Consider the following 22,285-nt stretch of genomic DNA (forward strand, 5'->3'; position numbering starts at 1 on the left):
CTTCCTAAAATAGCTCTTCTTTTTTACTGATAAGATACAATCCAGGAAAAAGAATGGTGTCATGAAAGTAGCCCCTATGATGTCATCCCAGTGCTTGACACTGGGATCCAGTTTTCCATAAATGGTGCATTTTAATATAACTTTTATACTTGATAAAATTCCTGGATTCCAGCGTCACGCGCTGGAATGACACCTTCCATATAAATATTAAAAAATTTACCAAACAAAAAAAAGGCAAAAGAAGCCCTAGGCTCTGTGGACAAAATTTTAGAGAAGCCATACAAGAGCTCCAACAAAATTGAGAAAACCAATAAAAACCTCAGCAGTTTTATCAAATCTGGAAAAAATGCGCCTAAAATTTTTAATTTTACCAAAAAAACACTCAATCAAATGACGTTCTTTGTAGATATGCTCATCGTAATACCTTTGCACTTTTCGATTCCGTTTTGGCGGAATAACTACTGTACATCCCTTGTCTTCAAGACTTGTAACAAAGGCATTGCTATCGTAGCCCTTGTCAGCTACTACAGTAGAGTTATAGATACTTTCGGTCAACACTTGTGCCTGCGTAATTTCATTTCTTTGACCAGGAGTCAGAGTAAATTTAAGTGGATTTCCAAGTGCATCGACAAGCGCATGTATTTTAGTTGTAAAGCCACCTTTGCTCCTCCCTAAAGCTTCTTGATCCTTGGAGTTTTTTGTATATCCAGATGAACATGGATGGGCTCGGATGATCGTACCGTCGATTATAGCAACTTCTAAATCAGGCTCTTGTTTAGTATATTCAAGCAATTTTTTCCAGACATCTCTTTCACACCATCTTTTAAATCGCTTATGTATACTCCTGTAATTACCATAAGTTTTTGATAAAAGTCTCCATTGGCAACCACTTCGCACTATGTACCACACTGCCTCTATGAATATTCTTAAACGTTTTTCATCTTTGCTGTGCATTCCTTTTACGCTTTTTATGAACTCTAAAATTTGTTTCCAATTTTCCTCTTTGATGTAATATTGCATATGGTAGTTTCTCCATTTTTTACCTATTAGGCTAAACTACCATCTTTTTCTCTCTTTTCATATTTTTTGTCCACAGAGCCTAGTCATTGTCTATTTTCAGTATTGGCGTTTTTTAAGTCTTAAACGCTGCAATTTAGCTGCTTTTAAATGCAACTCACCTTAGTTTAAATGTTTAAGAAATTTACTAAGCAGAAAAAAAGGCAAAAGAAACCCCGTGTTAGCTAGTTGTCACTCTCTAATCCTGCAAATCGGCGTACTATACTGTCTTAAACGACTTATAAGCGCGTTTCAGCTTATATAGGTAAAAACCCAGAAATGTTGTGAAGACATAAGGTGCACATAGTGCAAAAAATTAAAAATAAGACGCCAAATACAAGTTTTCTTGTCGTTTTAATCTGCACAGATTGCGAAGTTAAATGAAATAGCTTCAGTTTCATGATAAGGGGGCTGGCGGAGTTTGTCAAGTAAGTTTTTCGTTTCTGTGGACTACTTAAATAACGGCTACAATGTTTGTACAGCTATGTACATAGCGCTGAAACCCAAAAAAAGAACCAAGTAGGCCTGGCTACTTGGATGACAAAAGGTAATACAAGAAATCTATTGGCTCTCGTATACCTTAGTGAAACTTAACAAGTTTATCTATAGTTTTAGTGATGATTCTTGGAGTATCCGGAGAAACTGCTGAGCTCAGCCTATTTAGTCGCTCTATAGCAAACTCGCTGTTCTCATTTGTTATGAAATCACATAAAATATTTTCTATATCCTTAGTAACACTTTCATGCTTCCTCAGAGGATGATTATGTGGATACCTACTGATGGTTTTGATACTGGAATACTCAACAAAAGCTTGATCCTTAAAAGCAAGTTGTCTCAATTTCTCTTTGAATTTTCCTTCTTCCTCTTTTGCTAAAAGGCGAGACTTTATCAGTGATTTTATAATCAAATTTATAGCTTGATGTATTTCAGAATGCACTATAACTTTAATGGTATTTTCTTCTACTATACAATCATAAATATTTTTTTCGCTCTGTAACGACTCTATTAATTTCTTGCTACTTTGTGAATTCAATTCCAAATTCTCCTCACTCATAGGAGTTATTATGAAGGTGTTCTTACTCACTCTGATGTTAAATTGTGGAAAGCCTTCAGAAAAGGAAAATGCTACATCCTTAAATTCAAGTGCGTGATTGTATGCAGCAAAAAGGGTGTGTGCTATAACACTGCTGGGCACCTTCATTCCATGTTTACTCAGGTGGTTCAATACATTTTCAACCTCATGATATGTAAAGTCTGTATCTTTTAGCAATTCAACAACTTCTATATTGTTGTGCTGTTTATACTCTATTCTCACTTCTTCTGTAAAAAGTGTTTTAGCTGCTATATGTTTATCAAGCACTGTGAAAATCTTGATGAAATTCTCTAAATCTTGTTTGTTAACTAATTCGATACTAATTAAGTTTCTGCTAATAATTGAAATATTTTTTGTCATTTTTTCCCACTAAAAAAACTCACTGAATGAATTGTATTTTTAATTCATTAAGAATTGTTTAAAGTGAGCATACTAGTTTTCATTTACGTATTACACGACAAAACAAGATAAAAAGTTACATAAAATCATCATGTGGTATAACACACTCTCCACATTCATCATTGCTGTTTGTGTAGGTTGTGACATCAGTGTGATTGTCATTATTATTTAGCATATCATCCAACTTTCCTTCTTTTTCAAGATCCATCAATTTGTCACACCCCCCAATGTGCTTATTGTTGATAAAAATCTGTGGAACTGTTCTAACGTTATACTTTGATTTTATGTCGTTAAATAGATCTGAGTTTTTGAGCACATCAATTTCTTCATACTTCACACCTTTTTTATCTAGTAAATCCTTTGCCCTTATGCAGTATGGACAGCCCTTCTTTACATATATCACAACATTTTTCACAATTTATCTCCGTAGCTTGCTAAAATATAGTTATTATATATAAGAAACATGTAAAAACATCAAATTGTATGAAAATTATTTATAATTGTGAGCAAGGGATAGAAAATAATATAGCACTAACCTTCGGAAATTTCGATGGCATTCATTTAGGACACGAGTTTGCAATTTCTACTCTAAAGAAGGTAGCACAAGAAAGAGGATTACCCTCTGCAGTTTTAACTTTTGAGCCTCACCCATCAACTGTTTTATTTGGTAGAAACAATTTTAGGTTAATAGACCAAGAACAAAAAAAGGAACTGATCAGCAGCTATGGTATAGATTACTTGTATATTATTAATTTTAATAGAGGTTTTTCTGAGGTTGGCTGCGATGACTTTATCAGTAAGATTTTAATAGATAAATATGGCGCTAAACACATAATTGTCGGAGAAAATTGCACTTTTGGTCATAAACGATTGGGTAATATATTAACTCTAGAGAAATATTCTGAAACATATGGATACTCTTTGACTAAATTAGAGCCATTAATAATTGACGGCAAAATTTGCTCTTCTTCTTCAATAAGGGAGTATGTACAAAGGGGCGAAATAGAAATTGCTAATAAATTGCTCGGCAGACCTTATCAAGTTTCTGGTGTTGTGACAAAAGGTGCATGTAGAGGTAGAGAAATGGGATTTCCAACCATAAATATTCCTATAGAAGATTACATGATAAAACCAAAATTTGGTACATATTACGCTAAAGTGATGTTTTCTTATAATAACCCAAATTGGTTATATGGAGTAGTCAATATTGGTATGAGACCTACATTTAAGGATCTGAAAAAGCCCATAATAGAAATGCACATATTCGATTTTGATGAAGACGTATATAATCATAAAGTTAATATACAACTTTTAAAATTCATAAGGTCAGAAAAAAAATTCCATAGTATTGAGGAGTTAACAAAACAGATAAATTATGATATACTTAAAATTTATAGGTTAAAGGCAAATTTATGAAAAAGTTATGCTTAATTGTTATATTAATTATAGTATTGATTGACCAAACGAGCAAATTGTACATAAACTCATTGATTGATGAGGGAGAATCAATTGAGATCGCTAGCTTTATAAAGCTAGTTGAAGTTTGGAATTCAGGCATTAGTTTTGGAATGTGTAGCGCTTTACCGCATGGCGGTTTCTTTTTTTCAGCATTTTCAATACTAATAATTGGTATACTTGCATACTTGATATACAAGTCTGATGATCAGTCAACTTACCTTGGGTTTTCTCTGATGATTGGTGGAGCAATCGGAAACGTAGTTGATAGGATTTATTGGGGAGCTGTATATGATTTCATATATTTTCATATTGATGATTGGTATTGGCCAGCTTTTAATTTAGCGGATTTATCTATAGTTTGTGGAATGTTTACATTGTTATATAAGTGGTATATATACGATATGCTTATTTCTAAACAAAATGGGGAATAAAGTAATTATGTTTATATTAGGTTAGGATAATGCTTCATAAGCTTTTTAGTTTTCTTATACTACCTGCACTTTTTTTTACTTACCCAATTTCTTTGAAGGCTTTGAGCATAGAGCACAACATAAAATATGCTAAACTCAGTAACGGACTAGATGTCTATGTTGTTCCTAATCATCGGATTCCATCTGTTTTACATGCAGTAATATATAAAGTTGGGGGAATGGATGATCCAATCGGCAAAGCAGGATTGGCTCACTACTTTGAACACTTAATGTTTAAAACTACAGGAAAGTTTAAAGACATAGAAGCCACTATGAGTAGCATTGGGGCTAAATTTAACGCGCTTACCACTAAAGAATATACCTGTTATTATGAGTTGGTCCCCAAAAAAGATTTACCACTGGCAATGGAAGTTGAAGCAGATAGAATGGGAAACTTTAATGTTACTCAAGACAAAATAGATAGAGAAAAAAACATTGTACTGGAAGAAAGAAAAATGAGATTTGATAACCAACCTCATAACTTGTTGTGGGAAGAAATGGATAGTGCATTTTATCGTACTGGCTATGGTAGATCTGTTATTGGCTGGGAGAGCGATATCAAAACTTACAATCAGGATGACATAACGAGGTTTCATGATAACTATTATCACCCCGGCAATGCAATATTACTGATTGTGGGTGATGTGGAACTTGATGAAGTAGTGAAATTAGCAGAAGAAAAGTATGGCGAAATTAAAGCTAAGCCTATAATTAGGCATTACCCTAATCAGGACCCAGTACATAACGCAGGTCTATCGGTGACCTTAGAAAGCACTGAAGTAAAAGAACCAGTTTTATATTTTCGTTATCGTGTACCCTTATTTGAGCATATAAACAAAGCTTCCGCTGCTCATTTAGCGGTTGACATTTTAGGTGGCGGCAAATCCAGCAAACTGTATAAAGATTTGGTTTTAGATAAAGATGTGGCAGTATCAGTGTTTGCTTATTATAATAGCCTAGCTTTTAGTGATGGCTACATTGATATTATGATAATTCCAAAAAGTGGCGCTAATTTAGATATTGTTGAAAGAGAGTTAGATAATACTATTAATGGCTTCGTATCTAAAGGGGTGACGAGCGAGGAATTACAAAGCTCAAAATATAGATACAAAGCAGCACAGTTTGATAATCTATCTGACTTAACTCATATAGCAATGTTTTATGTGCCGCACCTAGCACTTGGCATTCCACTTGATGAAATAGATATTTCATATAGCAAGATTAATGATGTCAATCTAGAGGATGTAAATAATAAAATCCGTGCTATTTTTTCTGCTAATAAGTTAATTGGTCGTTTATTACCAAAAGGAGATAATAATGAGAATAAGTAAAATTATATTTCTATTTTTTTTCTGTCTAGGCTTTAATTTACAAGCAAGTGGTAACCTAAATATAGAGGAGGTCACCACCCGTAAAGGATTTAAGTTTTTATTTGTAGAAAATCATGATTTGCCAAAAGTTTCACTCAATATATCGTTCAAAGATGCAGGTTACGTGTATGAGAATGCAGAAAAACAGGGACTTACCTGGTTTACTTCTCTTATAATTCAAGAAGGGGCAGGAAAAAATGATGCCAAAGATTTTGCGAAAAAGCTTGAAGATAAAGGGATTAGTTTAAATTTTATTGCTGATTTAGAAGCATTTAGGGTTTCATTAAATACTTTGTCTGACAATCTAGAGGATGCAATTTCGTTACTGAGCGATACTATAATGCGTCCTAAGGTTGACCCTGAAGGGTTGCATAGGGTATTAGAGGTTGCTAAAGTGAATTTTAATCATCTTGAAAAAGATCCTGGCTTTGTTGCCAAAAGGGAATTGGAAACGTTGCTATTTAAAAAGCATCCTTACTCAAAAAGTGAATATGGAACTCTTGACACTGTAATGACCATTACTAGAGACGATGTTTTAACATACATAAAGCGTAATTTTGCTAAAGATAACATCGTTATCAGTGTTGTTGGTTGTGTAAAGAAAGAAGAAATTATTACGCTATTAGATAAATATTTATCTAAATTGCCATCAAAAAGATCGAAAGTTAGAAAAATACCTGTGAAAAATGATTTTGGTCCTGCAGAAAGTAAGAATATTTTTATGGATATACCACAGAGTGTGATACTTTTTGCTCAAAAAGGTATAACTTATGAAGATCCTAATTATTATAACGCTGGTGTCTTAATTGATGCACTTGGTGGCATGAGGCTGAATTCAATATTAATGACAGAACTGAGGCAAAACTTGGGTATTACTTATGGTGTTTATGCAAGTATTATTCCCAATAAACATGGAAATATTATATTTGGATTTATGAATACTGATAGTTCTACTGCTGGCAAAGCTATATCAGCGGTAAAAGATACATTGAGCAGAATAAAAAAGGAAGGAATTGACGAACAATTGTTCAAGGATGTAAAAATTGGCTTGGTAAATAATCTTGTCCTTCGCCTGTCCAATAACACAAATACAGCAATGCTGCTCGATGATATGCAGATAAATGATCGTGATGTTAACCGTATAAATAATTATGCGAATGTCATTAATGATGTTAAATTAGAGGAAGTAAACGAACTGGCAAGTTCTTTACTGGAACCTGAAAATTTATTTTTTGTTGAAGTTGGAAGAAACACTTATGATCAATAATTAATACTTTCTGCTATTGATCTTACTGCTTCTACATAACACTTATGCTCCTCAGCTAGAATGCGTTCTGAGAGGCTTTGAACATCATCATTCGGTAGCACTGGCACAGCAACTTGAGCAATCATGGCTCCAGCATCAACCTCAGGAGTGACATAATGTACAGTACAACCTGTAATTTTTACACCTGCTTTTAGAGCTTGCTCTTGAGCGTTTAGGCCTTTAAAAGACGGAAGTAAAGAAGGATGAATATTTATCACCTTGTTATGCCATTTACTCAGAAAATCAGCTTTGAGAATTCTCATAAACCCTGCAAGGCAAATTAAATCAACCTTATGTTGAACAAGTATTTTGTGAATTTTATCAGCATCAAGTGGTTTATCTTTAACAACAAACGCTGGGATTCCTGCTTGCCCTGCTGCTTTCAGACCAGTAGCTTCACTATTATTTGTGATAACACATGCAACTTCTGCGGGAAAATTCTGATCTTGACATGCTTCTATCAAGGCCTGCATATTTGACCCCCTACCTGAAATTAGTATTCCGAGTTTTATCTTTTTCATTATAGCACAGTTAGTTTAGGATTTAGTTAATACTAACAAAACAGCTCAAAAGGAAAACTTATTTTATAGCAAAGAAGGTAAACTAAACTCTTTTATCAGTGGACCTCTAATTTTGGACCTCATTGGACAACACAAAAATAACGAATAGCCCCATGTACCCAGCTTAAACTAGGCTCTGTGGACAAAAAATATGAAAAGAGAGAAAAAGATGGTAGTTTAGCCTAATAGGTAAAAAATGGAGAAACTACCATATGCAATATTACATCAAAGAGGAAAATTGGAAACAAATTTTAGAGTTCATAAAAAGCGTAAAAGGAATGCACAGCAAAGATGAAAAACGTTTAAGAATATTCATAGAGGCAGTGTGGTACATAGTGCGAAGTGGTTGCCAATGGAGACTTTTACCAAAAACTTATGGTAATTACAGGAGTATACATAAGCGATTTAAAAGATGGTGTGAAAGAGATGTCTGGAAAAAATTGCTTGAATATACTAAACAAGAGCCTGATTTAGAAGTTGCTATAATCGACGGTACGATCATCCGAGCCCATCCATGTTCATCTGGATATACAAAAAACTCCAAGGATCAAGAAGCTTTAGGGAGGAGCAAAGGTGGCTTTACAACTAAAATACATGCGCTTGTCGATGCACTTGGAAATCCACTTAAATTTACTCTGACTCCTGGTCAAAGAAATGAAATTACGCAGGCACAAGTGTTGACCGAAAGTATCTATAACTCTACTGTAGTAGCTGACAAGGGCTATGATAGCAATGCCTTTGTTACAAGTCTTGAAGACAAGGGATGTACAGTAGTTATTCCGCCAAAACGGAATCGAAAAGTGCAAAGGTATTACGATGAGCATATCTACAAAGAACGTCATTTGATTGAGTGTTTTTTTGGTAAAATTAAAAATTTTAGGCGCATTTTTTCCAGATTTGATAAAACTGCTGAGGTTTTTATTGGTTTTCTCAACTTTGTTGGAGCTCTTGTATGGCTTCTCTAAAATTTTGTCCACAGAGCCTAGGCTCTGTGGACAAAAAATATGAAAAGAGAGAAAAAGATGGTAGTTTAGCCTAATAGGTAAAAAATGGAGAAACTACCATATGCAATATTACATCAAAGATGAAAATTGGAAACAAATTTTAGAGTTCATAAAAAGCGTAAAAGGAATGCACAGCAAAGATGAAAAACGTTTAAGAATATTCATAGAGGCAGTGTGGTACATAGTGTGAAGTGGTTGCCAATGGAGACTTTTACCAAAAACTTATGGTAATTACAGGAGTATACATAAGCGATTTAAAAGATGGTGTGAAAGAGATGTCTGGAAAAAATTGCTTGAATATACTAAACAAGAGCCTGATTTAGAAGTTGCTATAATCGACGGTACGATCATCCGAGCCCATCCATGTTCATCTGGATATACAAAAAACTCCAAGGATCAAGAAGCTTTAGGGAGGAGCAAAGGTGGCTTTACAACTAAAATACATGCGCTTGTCGATGCACTTGGAAATCCACTTAAATTTACTCTGACTCCTGGTCAAAGAAATGAAATTACGCAGGCACAAGTGTTGACCGAAAGTATCTATAACTCTACTGTAGTAGCTGACAAGGGCTACGATAGCAATGCCTTTGTTACAAGTCTTGAAGACAAGGGATGTACAGTAGTTATTCCGCCAAAACGGAATCGAAAAGTGCAAAGGTATTACGATGAGCATATCTACAAAGAACGTCATTTGATTGAGTGTTTTTTTGGTAAAATTAAAAATTTTAGGCGCATTTTTTCCAGATTTGATAAAACTGCTGAGGTTTTTATTGGTTTTCTCAATTTTGTTGGAGCTCTTGTATGGCTTCTCTAAAATTTTGTCCACAGAGCCTAGGCTCTGTGGACAAAAAATATGAAAAGAGAGAAAAAGATGGTAGTTTAGCCTAATAGGTAAAAAATGGAGAAACTACCATATGCAATATTACATCAAAGAGGAAAATTGGAAACAAATTTTAGAGTTCATAAAAAGCGTAAAAGGAATGCACAGCAAAGATGAAAAACGTTTAAGAATATTCATAGAGGCAGTGTGGTACATAGTGCGAAGTGGTTGCCAATGGAGACTTTTACCAAAAACTTATGGTAATTACAGGAGTATACATAAGCGATTTAAAAGATGGTGTGAAAGAGATGTCTGGAAAAAATTGCTTGAATATACTAAACAAGAGCCTGATTTAGAAGTTGCTATAATCGACGGTACGATCATCCGAGCCCATCCATGTTCATCTGGATATACAAAAAACTCCAAGGATCAAGAAGCTTTAGGGAGGAGCAAAGGTGGCTTTACAACTAAAATACATGCGCTTGTCGATGCACTTGGAAATCCACTTAAATTTACTCTGACTCCTGGTCAAAGAAATGAAATTACGCAGGCACAAGTGTTGACCGAAAGTATCTATAACTCTACTGTAGTAGCTGACAAGGGCTACGATAGCAATGCCTTTGTTACAAGTCTTGAAGACAAGGGATGTACAGTAGTTATTCCGCCAAAACGGAATCGAAAAGTGCAAAGGTATTACGATGAGCATATCTACAAAGAACGTCATTTGATTGAGTGTTTTTTTGGTAAAATTAAAAATTTTAGGCGCATTTTTTCCAGATTTGATAAAACTGCTGAGGTTTTTATTGGTTTTCTCAATTTTGTTGGAGCTCTTGTATGGCTTCTCTAAAATTTTGTCCACAGAGCCTAGATTACTTACATCCAAAACAAACAAAGTTGAAACACATACTATAAAAAGTAGTAACTCCTGTCTGAACGCAATTTCTGATATAAAAGCTGATTTTATTCCTTCACAAGAGTATTGAATTGCTTTTATTAGACGAATAATGCCCTTCTTCATTATTATTCACAAAACCCTTTAATCAAAATTTTAACTCATTTGGATTTGCTATACCCTATAGCATTTTTATCATTTGTTCACCCTATTGGTTTTGAAATTAAGATTTACTGCAACTACAATAAGTACTCTTATCATCACATTTTGGTGTTAAGTCGGGATAGAACGTGAGTATGGCATCATTCTTTCTTACAAACACTGATTGATAATTGTCATCTTCCATTTTATATAGGCACATTCCATCTTTTCCTAATTCCTTAAACGCCTTAGTTGCAAAAATTAAAATATCATCAGCATGAAGGTTATATGCATATCCATTTGGACACTTAACTTTTACTTTTCCATCCTTGCCCAAATATTTCATTCCAAATGTATAAATTGGCGGCTTAATATCTGATTTATTGCACAGGGATTCATCATTCCAAATCGCACCTGCCCATTTATCTTCTTGAGCTTCAACATATCTACCTACAAAATGCATACCACCTAATTTATCATTTGGCTCACCACAAAAAATATGTCCAAACCCTATAGTTTCTTTTTCACTTCCACTATTTGTAAACCAAATGTTAGCCAGTTCATCTTTAAATAACTCCAAATCCGCATCTGGCGTAATCACTTGATGATTAAGCTTATCATATATTCCTTTCACTACTTCTTGATGTTGCGGACAACTAAGTAAAATTTTGAAATCTTCTTTCTCTGGATGTGCTCCCCAATCTCCACAAACTTTCAACGCTCCTCTATCGAAGTCAGTTAATTCTGGAAACGGTGGCATATAACCTGGTTGTGAACTGAAAAATGGTTCAAAATTGACCTCAACATTTTCTTCTACATAGCTGGTGTGAAAATAATGACCCTTAATATAAAAAATAAATCCTATTATTGGTATTATTAAACACAAAATTAGTTTAACTGTCTTCGACATAATCACGTTCACAAAAAAGCTAACTTACAAGAAACAATTTAAAAAAGTTTTAATCTAATCATTTTTGCAGAGCAGCAACTCCTGGCATTTCGTCACCACCCAGCCAACTTAAAAACGCTCCTCCACCAGTGGAAGCATATGTAAAATCCTTATCGGTAAAGCCTGCAGCGCTTATTGCAGATAGACTATCGCCTCCCCCTATTATGCTGGTTAACTTTCCTTTGTGCGTTAAGTCACTTACGATTTTCATTACCCCTATTGTACCACTTGCAAAAGCTGAATGTTCAAAAACACCAATAGGTCCATTCCACAGCAGAGTCTTACTGCTTGCTATTATACTGCTTATTGTACTCAAAGTTTGTGGTCCGATATCCAAAATTATATCACCGTCCAAAATGGACTCAGTTCTTCTTGAAATACTAGTGCTGTAATCAGAGTTTACTGCAACCAGAACGTCTTCTGGCACAACTATTTTGCAATTGTTTTTATTTGCTGTTTCAACAATATTATGTAGAAGGTCGTCAACACCATTTTGAAAGAAAGATTTCCCTATATTTACTTTGCTAAATGACAAAAAATTATTGGCTATTGCACCACCTAGAACTAGGTAATCAACCTTTTCTGTTAGCTTCATAAGCACTTTTATTTTAGTTGATATTTTAGCTCCCCCAACTATCGCAGTAATAGGTTTAGCTTTAAATGATACAGCTTTTTCAAGATACTTTAGCTCATCTTGCAAGCAAAATCCCGCGTAAGAAGGTAAAAATTCTGTAATGCGTGAAATAGAAGCGTGAGCTCTGTGAGAGCAAGAAAATGCATCATTTACATATATATCCGCTAGAGATGCTAATTGTCTGGCAAAGTTTGCATCATTCTCCTTTTCCCCTTCATAAAATCTTAGATTCTCCAGTAATATTATATCTCCTGCATCCATAGCACTCACTGCTTTTTGCACTTTTTCACCAACGCAATCATCAATGAATTTCACTTTTTTATTTAGTAACTGTGATAAAGTGTCAATTATATTTTTTAGCGACAGATTATCGTCTCTAGCCTTTGGGCGTCCGAAATGCGATATAATAATAATCTTTGCACTTGCATTCACTAAATACTGAATAGTAGGCAATACTCTCAAAATACGAGTGACGTCACGAATTTCTCCATCTTTTATAGGAACATTGAAGTCAACTCTGAGTAAGACGGCTTTATTGTGAAGATCGCAATTTTCTATACTAGGTATATTCATTATAAAATTGAAGCTATAAAGTCACTATACAGCAGTTTGATCTAAAGTAAAGTTTTAAGCTTACGAACGTTTAAGGAAATTTGCATGCCAAACACTTGACACTGGAACCTTATCGTCATGCCACCACGAACCGTCATACCACGATTCATTCGCGGTATCTCTAGATCCCGCTAACAAGCAGCGGGATGACGATTGTCAGGGTGTCATCCCAGCGCCCCTATGGTGTCATTCCAGTGCTTGGCACTGGAATCCAGCCTTTCCATAATCATCAAAACATTGTATTTTAACGTAAAACAGCTATTTTTATGCTCACCAACTTAATAAAATTCCTGGATTCCAGTGCCAAGCACTGGAATGACATCACAGGGGCACTGGAATGACACCTCTCTTGGGCTCTTTTAGCTATAAACATTAAGAAATTTACCAAATGAAAAAAAAGGCAAAAGAAGCCCTAGTCATTGTCTATTTTCAGTATTGGCGTTTTTTAAGTCTTAAACGCTGCAATTTAGCTGCTTTTAATTGCAACTAACCTATGCTGCAAATGTTTAAGAAATTTACTAAGCAGAAAAAAAGGCAAAAGAAACCCCGTGTTAGCTAGTTGTCACTCTCTAATCCTGCAAATCGGCGTACTATACTGTCTTAAACGACTTATAAGCGCGTTTCAGCTTATATAGGTAAAAACCCAGAAATGTTGTGAAGACATAAGGTGCACATAGTACAAAAAATTAAAAATAAGACGCCAACTACGTTGTTTTCTTGCTGTTTAATCTGCACAGATGAAGATAACTGAATACCTTCAGTGCCATGATAAGGAGGCTGGCGGAGTTTGTCAAGTAAGTTTTTCGTTTAATCCGTTTCTATGGCTTAGGTGCCCTTGACTTCCGGCTGGGTCGAATTTGTATAGCTACATTGTCAGTAAATCTAAATTGCTTTAATAATTTTGATTGAAAAATAGTTTTTCTATTATATAAATGCTACTTTAGGGTAATCAAAATGGAAGACAATAAATATAGCCTAGGTTTAAGAGTTATCCATTGGTTGATGGCTATTTTTATTATCGGTATGCTTTGCTCTGGACTTTATATGAAAAGCTTACCACTTAGCAATGAAATTAAGTTCAACATATACGCTATTCATAAGGCTTGCGGTATCACTATTCTTGGATTAATCATAGTACGCATATTTTTTCGCGTCTTGACTTATGTTCCACCACTTCCAGCAAATTTTTCTCGGTTTGTAATCAATATAAGTAAAGCAGTACACTTTGGTTTATATTCTTTGATGGTGCTAATGCCACTATCTGGCTATGTCATGTCTTCTGCTTCTGGCAAACAGATCAAATATTTTTTTCATATCCCTTTGTTGATTAATCAAAACAAAGATCTAGCTAACACGGCTAACGAGCTACATTCGATGCTTGCATATTTTATGGTACTCTTTATAATCTTACATATACTTGGCGCCTTAAAACACACATTTATAGATAAACAAAACATTTTTAAACGTATGATATAGGTTATATGTTAAGTAGCCTCTGGAAAAAAGGAACAGATTTTCTTGGCAGTGAGTTTGCTATAATGGGTGGTGCTATGAGCTGGGTTTCAGAGAGAAACTTGGTCTCAGCAATCTCAAACGCTGGTGGTTTTGGTGTGATTGCATGTGGTGCAATGTTCCCAGACTTACTGGAAAAAGAAATCATAGAGACACAAAAATTAACTAACAAGCCATTTGGTGTAAACCTAATTACTATGCACCCAAAGTTGAGTGAGTTGATAGATGTGTGTATTGAAACGAAAGTGAGCCATATAGTGCTTGCCGGTGGACTGCCAACAAAGCCTAATATAGAAAAAATCAAGGGTGCAGGCATTAAAGTTATGTGCTTTGCACCAGCATTAAGCCTTGCGAAAAGGTTAGTAAAAATGGGAGTAGATGCATTAATAATAGAAGGAATGGAAGCAGGTGGGCATATAGGTCCAGTTAGCACTTCTGTTCTTGCACAAGAGATATTGCCTCATTTTAAAAATGAACAAATACCAGTGTTTGTTGCAGGTGGAATAGGAAGAGGTGAAATGATAGTTAATTACCTGGAAATGGGAGCAAGTGGCTGTCAAATAGGTACATTATTTGTCTGCACTAATGAGTCAATTGCCCACAAAAATTTTAAGGAAGTGTTTATTAAATCGGCCGCACGTAATGCAATACCTTCTGTACAGATAAGTGCTGATTTTCCTGTAATTCCTGTAAGAGCTATAGCCAACAAAGCAAGCGATGACTTCATGAAGCGTCAAAAAGAAGTTATTGATGAATACCAAAAGGGACAGATCTCAAAAGAAGATGGGCAGCTTGAAATAGAAAAGTTCTGGGCTGGAGCTTTAAGAAGGGCAGTGATTGAAGGAGATGTTGAAACAGGATCTTTAATGGCCGGTCAAAGTGTTGGCATGGTTGATAGGGAAAAGCCTGTGAAAGAAGTGATAGATATATTAGTTCAACAAGCAAACAATCATATTGAACGCAAATCTGTAGAAGTAGAAAGCCCAGAAAGCAAATAGTTAAGCGACCTTCCAATAAGCAAGTTGCCGCAATTATTTATAATATGGCATAATTGCCCAGTTTTAATGTAAAATTAACGCTAAAGAGGTATCTATACATTTTGTTATGTATGGAGGAGTCTATGCTAAGTTCTAAAAAAGATATTAACCAACAATTGCACGACACTATATACAAAAAGGTAACAAAAAAAACACATAATCATGAAAGCCCAAAAAAAAATGGAGATGGAACTATCAAAAAATGCATAGAGTTGTTCAAGAAAGAGGCTAATCCTAATGTATTAATTGAATTAGAAAAATCACTGAAAGAGCAAGAAGAATCTTATAATTATTACACCAAAAAATTTCTTCCAGTGTTGGAAACAGAAGTAATGAAATTAGAGGTCGAGCTTTCAGTATCTAACAATGAAAGAGAACAATTACAAAGATCACCAACAAGAAGAGGGAAAATATTAGAAATAATTTCAGGGATTATTAAAAGGAGCAGCAATAAAGATTCAAAAATAGAAGAACAACCTATTAATTCCATAAAAAAAGAGATCCCAGTGTCAAGCACTGGGATGACAGAAAATAATGTAGAAAGTCCAACTAAAGAAGAAGTATGTGCTAGTAGCTCAGATAGTGGAGTAAGTTCATGCAAACCGAGTGAAGAAAGTTTAGAATCACCAATAAGTAGTAGAAGGAGCAGTATGAGCTCAATATTAAGCTCTGCTGGAGAAAATAACGATCCACAAAAAGAAGATACTGGGAATCAAAAGCAACTAGAGCAGACTGCAGAAGAAGAGCCACAGGTGTCATCCCAGTGCGTGACACTGAGATCCAGAGAAAAAGAAAGTATGGATCCAAATAGTCAAACTACTCAGATGACAGGCAGCCAGGCAAAAGATTCAATGCAACCCGAAGAAAAAAGGGACAGAAAAAACGCCATTACAATCGTGCAGAAATTTCCTTTGAATAAGAAAAAGGGTGAAGATACTCCACTTGAAAAACAACCCAATAACAGAAATCTTCACGTTGCACTTGTAGCAGGTTGTGCTCTCTCCACAATAGGGTGCATTGTTGCAGGAGCAATGACATCAGGATTGATAGGAGCAGGACTACTTGCTATGGCTGCAGTGTTTGCTATAGCAGCAGTAGCTGAATTGCATTCAAACTTCCTATCAAGTAAATTAACATCCATTAATGTGAGTCCTCTTGTTGATGATAAAGAGCTTACAGCATGTTCACAGCGGTAAAAATTAAATATGTGTTACTTGTAGTGGATAAGTGAATTCAGTTCTTGCCTATTGATATAAAAGTTGTTATATTTGAAGAATGTTTAAAAGGTGTTTAGTTGATGCGCATTCAATTGAATAAAGTTTTGGTTTTTATAGCCTTATTAAGTTTCATTTTTGCATCATATTCTAGCGAAGCAAGTTCGGTGAGTGATGAGTTAAAGGATGTACAAGAAACGGTAAAAAATTTTATTTCTTCATTTTCAATTAAAGATACTGTAGAAAATATGAGTCCTTCAACAATCATAGGGTTGTGTATAGCTGCGGTGATACTTGCAGTAGTGTTCAGAGGTCTAATCTTTTTTATGATAATGTTTGGTGTACTGGTCCTGATGTTCGGTAGTACAGAAAAGGCAACAGACTACTTAAAAGAAAAATTTAACTTTGCAAAAGATATAAAATTACAATCCGATAGCGAAAAAAAAGATAAAAATTAAGATAGTATTTTTATCTTTTTTAATTATCTTTATTGAATACGCATATGCAGCTAAAAGTACCAGCGATTAACTCTAAGTTTGAAAAAAAGAACAACTTAGCATTACTAGAAAGCATCGATTTAGATTTTGTTCCTTATGCTTGTCATTACGATGAAGAAACCATACTAACAAAACAGGGAGAATTGTTAAAAATAATCAAGTTAGAAGATTATTCTTCTGTTGATAACTACAGCGACCTCAGAACTGAAATTAGAAAAAGCATATCAAAAAATATTAATAGCCTGTATTTTACCGTTTGGATTCATACCGTTAGAAAGCGCAATAAACTGAGCTTGAAATGGAATAAAACTGAAGACTTCTCTGACAACCTACATTCAACGTGGTTTAATAAACTAACTGATAGTAAATTACAGTATATAAATGAACTATATATTGTAATATTGTTTAGCGATTTTGGCAAGCATACTAATAATTCGTTTTTTTTCAATAGAATAAAGAATAAGCATAAGTTGTCTTTACAAGAAAGCCATCAGGAGTTGCAAAAGATAACTGACTTAATTCAAAATGATTTAGAACCTTTTGGAGCTAAAAAACTGGGTCTAAGGTTTAGTGAAGGTAAAATATATTCTGAAATGATAGAATTTCTCCACTATATTGTTACATTAACGCACAAAGATTATCCAATACATGAAAGGGACCTGTCGCAATATATTAGAAATTTTAAAATAGCTTTTGGTTTCAATACGTTTCAAACAATATTTGAAAATCAACAGAAATTTGGCTCTATTTTCAGCATAAAAGAATACCGGGAAATCTCTTTAGGTAATATAGATAGATGCTTGCAGCTTGAATCTGAATTTATCATTACAGAAATAATGATATTTACTAGTAATAATAAAGCAATAAAAGAATTTAAAAAACAAATCAACATGCTGCAAATTAGTGAGGATAATACCTTACTTAAAAGCTCAGGAATTGAAGAAATAATAGAGCTTGAAAAGACCTCTAGTATAGACTTCTGCCAACAGAAAATTATTTTTACAATATTTGCAGATGATAGGAATAAGTTAGCTGAAAGTATTAGTGATTTATCTTCTATAATGTCATTAGTTGGCTTCATGATGTTTAGAACTGATTTACATATGGAAAGTCATTTTTGGGCACAACTTCCAGGCAATTTTGCTTTTATTACGCAACCGAAAAATATCTTAACAAAATACGCTTGCAGCTTTGCTATGCTGCACGATTTTACGTCAGGTACATTAAAAGGAAGAAGGTGGAAAGAAGCGGTAATGATTTTTTTCTCAAAAAAAGGAAATCCTTACTTCTTTAATTTTCATGGAAAAAGAAATAATGGCCATACTACGATACTCGGAGCTCCAAATTCAGGCAGAACTTCACTCATTAATTTTCTATTATCAGAATCAAGAAAGTTTAACCCAAGAATTGTCATATTGGATAACACTGGAAAATCAATAATTTTTACTAAAGCAGTGAGTGGTAAATATTACATAATCGATCCAAAATATAAGGACAAAAGCCTAAAATTTAATCCACTAAACATTGAAGATAGTGCTTCCAATCGCAATATGTTGGTTGAACTGATCAGAAGAATGGTAGCCGATACGAGCTTGGTGGACGTAGAAGAAAAGATAAGAAAAATTGTGGATTCTATATTTGCTATACCCAAGGAATCACGTTCTATTTCACAAATTTCTGAGGTGCTCTTGCTCCTTGGGGGTAAGATAAGTAGATGGTGTGACGATGGTGACTTTGCTTACTTATTTCAAGATGGTGATGAATCAGATATTGACTGGGAAACAAAAATTATATCTCTCAACACCGCAAACCTTACAAAAAAAAAGGAATGTATGTCCGTGATACTTTACTATTTTTTATATTCTTTTGAGGCAAAATGTGATGGCTCGCCTGCAATACTTGTTTTGGATGAAGCATGGGAGATAAGTAATATTTTTCCTACAGAGAAAGAGTTTGATAACTGGATGCAAAGAATGACGGAACTAAATGTTGTAGTAATCCTAAGTACTGAGAATTTAAATCTCGCATTTGCTAGCAAATTTACTCAATATTTAGATAAACATGTTGATACAAGAATCTTGATGCCGAACGTCAATGCAAATAGATTATACATGAAGGCATTTTCTCTATCGAAAGAGGAGCTGAATATAATTCTGCAGACGCCAACACAGGAAGGTTTATTTTTGATAAAACAGTACAAAGGATTAGTAACCTTAAATCTGGATTTGAAGGATATGCAAGAAATACATGTACTTTCAGCTAACAAAGAGACTATAAAGTATATGTATGAGGCAATAAAAGAAAAAGGAGAAGAAGTTAATGAGTGGTTACCGGTATTTTATGAGAAGTGTAAAGCTTAATTTCTTATTGATATTTTTTTTGATACTTGGTCTTTCGTATCAAGGATATGCTGATTGTCCAACATTTGTAGAAAGTAATACTTGGTGGGAAGCAATAGTTGGTGGAGATTGGGTAAAGGAAATTAAGGTGCAAGCAATAAAAGATCAAGGAGTTGATGGTTACTTTAATCCCAAAATTAGAGTATGTGCTTATGATGGACAAAGTTATTGTTATGACTTACAAAGTGGGGAATCCTGCCGCCAGATATATGGAACGCAAGGTACAGGAGCTGGAGTTTCTGCTGCAGCTTTTATTGATTGGGAAGGGGATAAAACAAAAGCTGGAGGAGAAATTGCTCGGGGTCTTAAATGGGAATGGGCAGACGGTGTTACTGATGAGGAAAAAAGAAGATTCGCTAACTCTCCTAAAATATGTGCTTGCAGTCAAAAAGGGGCTTGTATGTCAGGAATTTCTTCATGGGGTTCTAGAGTATTTTCGGGTGAGAATATTTTTCGTCCTGGGGAGATGGAAAAAGTCTGTGATACCTGCTACCAAACGGCAGTAAAATGTGCTCCCGTGCCACTTGCACCTAGCCCCCCTCCATTTTGCGAGCAACTTGCAATGTCACCTCCACAAGTTAGAATTGTTCCTATAACAGATAAAGATAATGATTACTTCAACCCTAAAGTTAAGGTAATAGCTGGTGATCTAATAGAAGAAGACGGAAAGATTGGAAAAGAATTAGATTTCCCTAAAGGGTATGGAGAAAATAAAGCTGAGTGGTGCTCTATTTTAGACAAAGATGGCATCACGTACTACTTCAAAACTTATAGAGAAAAAGATAAGCTCTGTGCTGAATACCTTGGAACTCAAAGTATAGATGAAAAAAATCCACAGTTCATCCGCTGCTTCCCGGCACCACCTGCTCCAGAGCCTGAAGTAGTAGAAATAGTACAAAGTAACGCGTCTGGAAAGCAGAGTGACACGTTAAAGATAAGAATGAAGATGAGCAAGAGCGCTTGTACTTATGAAGCACGTGGAACCTACAGTGATGGTTTATGTACTTTTAATGTTAATACCGACCACAAACATCCTGTAAATATTGGTCCTCTATCTTTAAAAGTGGTAAAACCAGCAATAGTAGCAAAAACGACTGATAGTAATAACAAAAAAAGTTATATTGATAATATTATAGAAGGTATATTAGAAAGTAATCCGCAACAATTTAAAGTTCTGAAAGAATATGGCTATGTTCCTGATATTGAAACGGAATGTAAAGAGTTTCAGGGGAATAAGTGCAAATTGAACAACTTAGGACAACCAGAAATAGAAGTAAAGTATAAAGGAAATTCTAACAGTAAAATGCTTTGTCTTTCTGGATGGCAGCCAGAACCAGAGGAGTTTGTTCTTGAAAGAGAAAATAAAATAATACCACTAAAATTAATGGGAACAAGATATACTAAATACAATTCTGTTTATTCAAAGGAATCAAATCAGTTCTATTATCTTCCAAGCAAGGAAATAGGTGACCTTTTGAAAAGACCTCAAAATCAGTTGGATAAAATAATATTTAATAAGCAAGGGTATGTTTTCTTCCCTGACAACAATAAACAGGAAAAGGGGAAATGCAGTTACTGTGTAAAAAGAAATGATGAGATAGACGATACATTTAAATCTAGTAAAGGACTGAAAGTAGTGTACAAATTGACGGATGTAGAGCATAGAGAAAAATGTAATCAAGGTGATGATGGTTGTATCTGCTTTACTGGAACATGCAGCCGTTCAACACGATATGTAGACAAAGAAAACACTCAACCTTTTTATACAAAGATTTCACAAAATACAAATGGCGTTGTCACGCAACCAGAAGCACCAATAAAAGCAAACAGAACGGAGGTCTTTTACGCTGATAAATTGTGTAGGTTCGATTTAGAAGGTCTCAAAAAGAAATTAAAAGAAAAATTAAAAGAGATAATCAAGGAACAGCTGAAAAATAAGAAACCAGATCTTGAAAAAAATAATGAAAAATCCTATGATCATAAAAATAAAGATGTTTATACAGATGACTTATCAATAAAATTTGATCGTATTAAAATAATAGAAGCGTGGGGAAGTGGTGAAGCAGGTCATATACAAGGTAGTGGCTGTGACAATCAAAAATGCCATTCTACTGAAAGCAGAGTAGGGATGCCAGGAGATTATATTAAAGCTAAACTGAAAATCGATCCTAATTATCCTATAATTAAGGTGCAAGTCACAGAGGGAGGGGGTAACCAGGAAAGTAACCTCTCAGATAAGGACGGGGGACCTGTTTTCATAGAAATGTGCAATTCGCAGAAGCAACATTGCCAGCAACTGATTACTGTTGCAGGTGGAGGTGAGTATAGAACATACAGTGGTAAGGGTTATGAGGAAACAGTAATTCATAAGCAAGATTTAAAGCTAGAGGAGAAAATTGTAAAGGCAGATAAACTGAAGTCTACACAAGACAATCAAATAGCATATATAGAAAATGGTGAAATCAAGTATGAAACAGTAGAGTGTGGAAGTGGTTTGAGAAGCAGTAGATCTGGTGCAGGTGGCTGCATTAATAAAAGCAAAGGAATTTATGGTAAAGGCTCTCCAGGGTATGTGAAGATTAGACCTATTATAAAGGAATTTGACGAAGAAGAAATAAATGCTGCTATTAAAAAAGTAATAGAGGATCTATACGATCTTGAAACTATGACTGATTTTTGGGTAGGGGATCTTAACGTGAATATAAGTGGGATAATTAAAGAGGAAATCAAAAAAGAATTATCAAGGTAAAAAGATATAGCTCTGGAAATGATGCTCTTGTTTTAATAATTAATTAAAGTAAAGCATGTAGTAAATGGTGTAATTGCTGTATCTTAACAAAAAGGTATAACGAATGTAAGAGG

General features: G+C 34.6%; 19 protein-coding genes and 2 pseudogenes. 14 read left to right on the top strand and 7 right to left on the bottom strand.

Annotated features, from left to right (window positions below):
• Window positions 1-267 precede the first annotated feature (267 nt).
• From OPR60_RS00265 to grxC, 3 genes are all read right to left on the bottom strand, one after another.
• Entirely contained in the window at window positions 268-1,020 is a 753-nt protein-coding gene (locus OPR60_RS00265; RefSeq protein ID WP_265039650.1) for an IS5 family transposase, read from the bottom strand.
• 616 nt (window positions 1,021-1,636) lie between these two features.
• Complete coding sequence (locus tag OPR60_RS00270; RefSeq protein ID WP_265039651.1) at window positions 1,637-2,509, bottom strand: hypothetical protein; 873 nt, start codon at window positions 2,507-2,509, stop codon at window positions 1,637-1,639.
• A gap of 115 nt (window positions 2,510-2,624) precedes the next feature.
• Complete coding sequence (gene grxC / locus OPR60_RS00275) at window positions 2,625-2,963, bottom strand: glutaredoxin 3 (protein ID WP_265039652.1); 339 nt, start codon at window positions 2,961-2,963, stop codon at window positions 2,625-2,627.
• Window positions 2,964-3,031: 68 nt separating this feature from the next.
• Here grxC and ribF point away from each other — a divergent pair, with 68 nt between their 5' ends.
• The 4 genes from ribF to OPR60_RS00295 are packed head-to-tail and all read left to right on the top strand — an operon-like array spanning window position 3,032 to window position 7,113.
• A complete protein-coding gene (gene ribF, locus OPR60_RS00280; RefSeq protein WP_065094575.1) occupies window positions 3,032-3,964 on the top strand; it encodes a riboflavin biosynthesis protein RibF in 933 nt (310 codons plus the stop codon).
• A complete protein-coding gene (gene lspA / locus OPR60_RS00285) occupies window positions 3,961-4,437 on the top strand; it encodes a signal peptidase II (protein WP_265039653.1) in 477 nt (158 codons plus the stop codon). The genes ribF and lspA overlap by 4 nt, the downstream gene beginning before the upstream one ends.
• 29 nt (window positions 4,438-4,466) lie before the next feature.
• Complete coding sequence (locus tag OPR60_RS00290; RefSeq protein ID WP_265039654.1) at window positions 4,467-5,807, top strand: M16 family metallopeptidase; 1,341 nt, start codon at window positions 4,467-4,469, stop codon at window positions 5,805-5,807.
• The gene (locus OPR60_RS00295; protein WP_265039655.1) at window positions 5,794-7,113 is read left to right on the top strand and encodes a M16 family metallopeptidase; all 1,320 of its coding nucleotides are present in this window, start codon (window positions 5,794-5,796) and stop codon (window positions 7,111-7,113) included. Before OPR60_RS00290 ends, OPR60_RS00295 begins: the two co-directional genes overlap by 14 nt.
• On the opposite strand, the gene purN is transcribed toward OPR60_RS00295, so the two are convergent.
• The gene (purN, locus tag OPR60_RS00300; protein ID WP_265039656.1) at window positions 7,107-7,673 is read right to left on the bottom strand and encodes a phosphoribosylglycinamide formyltransferase; all 567 of its coding nucleotides are present in this window, start codon (window positions 7,671-7,673) and stop codon (window positions 7,107-7,109) included. The two genes, OPR60_RS00295 and purN, sit on opposite strands and share 7 nt — an antisense overlap.
• Before the next feature lie 251 nt (window positions 7,674-7,924).
• On the opposite strand from purN, the gene OPR60_RS00305 reads away from it, so the two are divergent.
• From OPR60_RS00305 to OPR60_RS00315, 4 genes and pseudogenes are all read left to right on the top strand, one after another.
• Window positions 7,925-8,677 (top strand): IS5 family transposase, encoded by a 753-nt coding sequence (locus OPR60_RS00305; protein ID WP_265039632.1) that lies wholly within the window; start codon window positions 7,925-7,927, stop codon window positions 8,675-8,677.
• A 100-nt stretch (window positions 8,678-8,777) separates the two neighbouring features.
• Window positions 8,778-8,906, top strand: coding sequence for a hypothetical protein (locus OPR60_RS06685; protein WP_265040281.1), 129 nt, complete (start codon window positions 8,778-8,780; stop codon window positions 8,904-8,906).
• A 12-nt stretch (window positions 8,907-8,918) separates the two neighbouring features.
• Window positions 8,919-9,530 (top strand): annotated as a pseudogene (locus tag OPR60_RS00310) (IS5 family transposase); the annotation flags it as partial.
• A 100-nt stretch (window positions 9,531-9,630) separates the two neighbouring features.
• Entirely contained in the window at window positions 9,631-10,383 is a 753-nt protein-coding gene (locus OPR60_RS00315) for an IS5 family transposase (protein ID WP_265039632.1), read from the top strand.
• A 30-nt stretch (window positions 10,384-10,413) separates the two neighbouring features.
• Here OPR60_RS00315 and OPR60_RS06690 read toward each other — a convergent pair.
• The 3 genes and pseudogenes from OPR60_RS06690 to OPR60_RS00325 form a co-directional block, all read right to left on the bottom strand.
• Window positions 10,414-10,554, bottom strand: a pseudogene (locus OPR60_RS06690) (diacylglycerol kinase); the annotation flags it as partial.
• A gap of 97 nt (window positions 10,555-10,651) precedes the next feature.
• Complete coding sequence (locus OPR60_RS00320) at window positions 10,652-11,479, bottom strand: EndoU domain-containing protein (protein WP_065095034.1); 828 nt, start codon at window positions 11,477-11,479, stop codon at window positions 10,652-10,654.
• A 58-nt stretch (window positions 11,480-11,537) separates the two neighbouring features.
• Window positions 11,538-12,725, bottom strand: a complete 1,188-nt coding sequence (locus OPR60_RS00325; protein WP_174525396.1) for a phosphoglycerate kinase — start codon at window positions 12,723-12,725, stop codon at window positions 11,538-11,540.
• Between the two features lie 993 nt (window positions 12,726-13,718).
• Between OPR60_RS00325 and OPR60_RS00330 the strand changes: the two genes are divergently transcribed.
• The 6 genes from OPR60_RS00330 to OPR60_RS00355 all read left to right on the top strand — a co-directional run bounded on the left by OPR60_RS00330 (window position 13,719) and on the right by OPR60_RS00355 (window position 22,172).
• Window positions 13,719-14,240, top strand: coding sequence for a cytochrome b (locus OPR60_RS00330; protein WP_265039657.1), 522 nt, complete (start codon window positions 13,719-13,721; stop codon window positions 14,238-14,240).
• Window positions 14,241-14,245: 5 nt separating this feature from the next.
• A complete protein-coding gene (locus OPR60_RS00335; RefSeq protein ID WP_065094761.1) occupies window positions 14,246-15,274 on the top strand; it encodes an NAD(P)H-dependent flavin oxidoreductase in 1,029 nt (342 codons plus the stop codon).
• A gap of 122 nt (window positions 15,275-15,396) precedes the next feature.
• Window positions 15,397-16,509: a hypothetical protein gene (locus tag OPR60_RS00340; protein ID WP_265039658.1), complete on the top strand. Its 1,113-nt coding sequence runs from the start codon at window positions 15,397-15,399 to the stop codon at window positions 16,507-16,509.
• 101 nt (window positions 16,510-16,610) lie between these two features.
• A complete protein-coding gene (locus OPR60_RS00345; protein WP_265026661.1) occupies window positions 16,611-16,985 on the top strand; it encodes a hypothetical protein in 375 nt (124 codons plus the stop codon).
• A gap of 44 nt (window positions 16,986-17,029) precedes the next feature.
• A complete protein-coding gene (locus OPR60_RS00350) occupies window positions 17,030-19,384 on the top strand; it encodes a VirB4 family type IV secretion/conjugal transfer ATPase (protein ID WP_065094771.1) in 2,355 nt (784 codons plus the stop codon).
• On the top strand, window positions 19,344-22,172 hold the full coding sequence (locus OPR60_RS00355) for a hypothetical protein (RefSeq protein WP_265039659.1): 2,829 nt from the start codon (window positions 19,344-19,346) through the stop codon (window positions 22,170-22,172). Before OPR60_RS00350 ends, OPR60_RS00355 begins: the two co-directional genes overlap by 41 nt.
• The last annotated feature ends 113 nt before the right edge of the window (window positions 22,173-22,285 follow it).

It is taken from the genome of Wolbachia endosymbiont (group A) of Trypoxylon clavicerum (genome assembly GCF_947251665.1).
Taxonomy (GTDB): Bacteria; Pseudomonadota; Alphaproteobacteria; order Rickettsiales; family Anaplasmataceae; genus Wolbachia; species Wolbachia pipientis.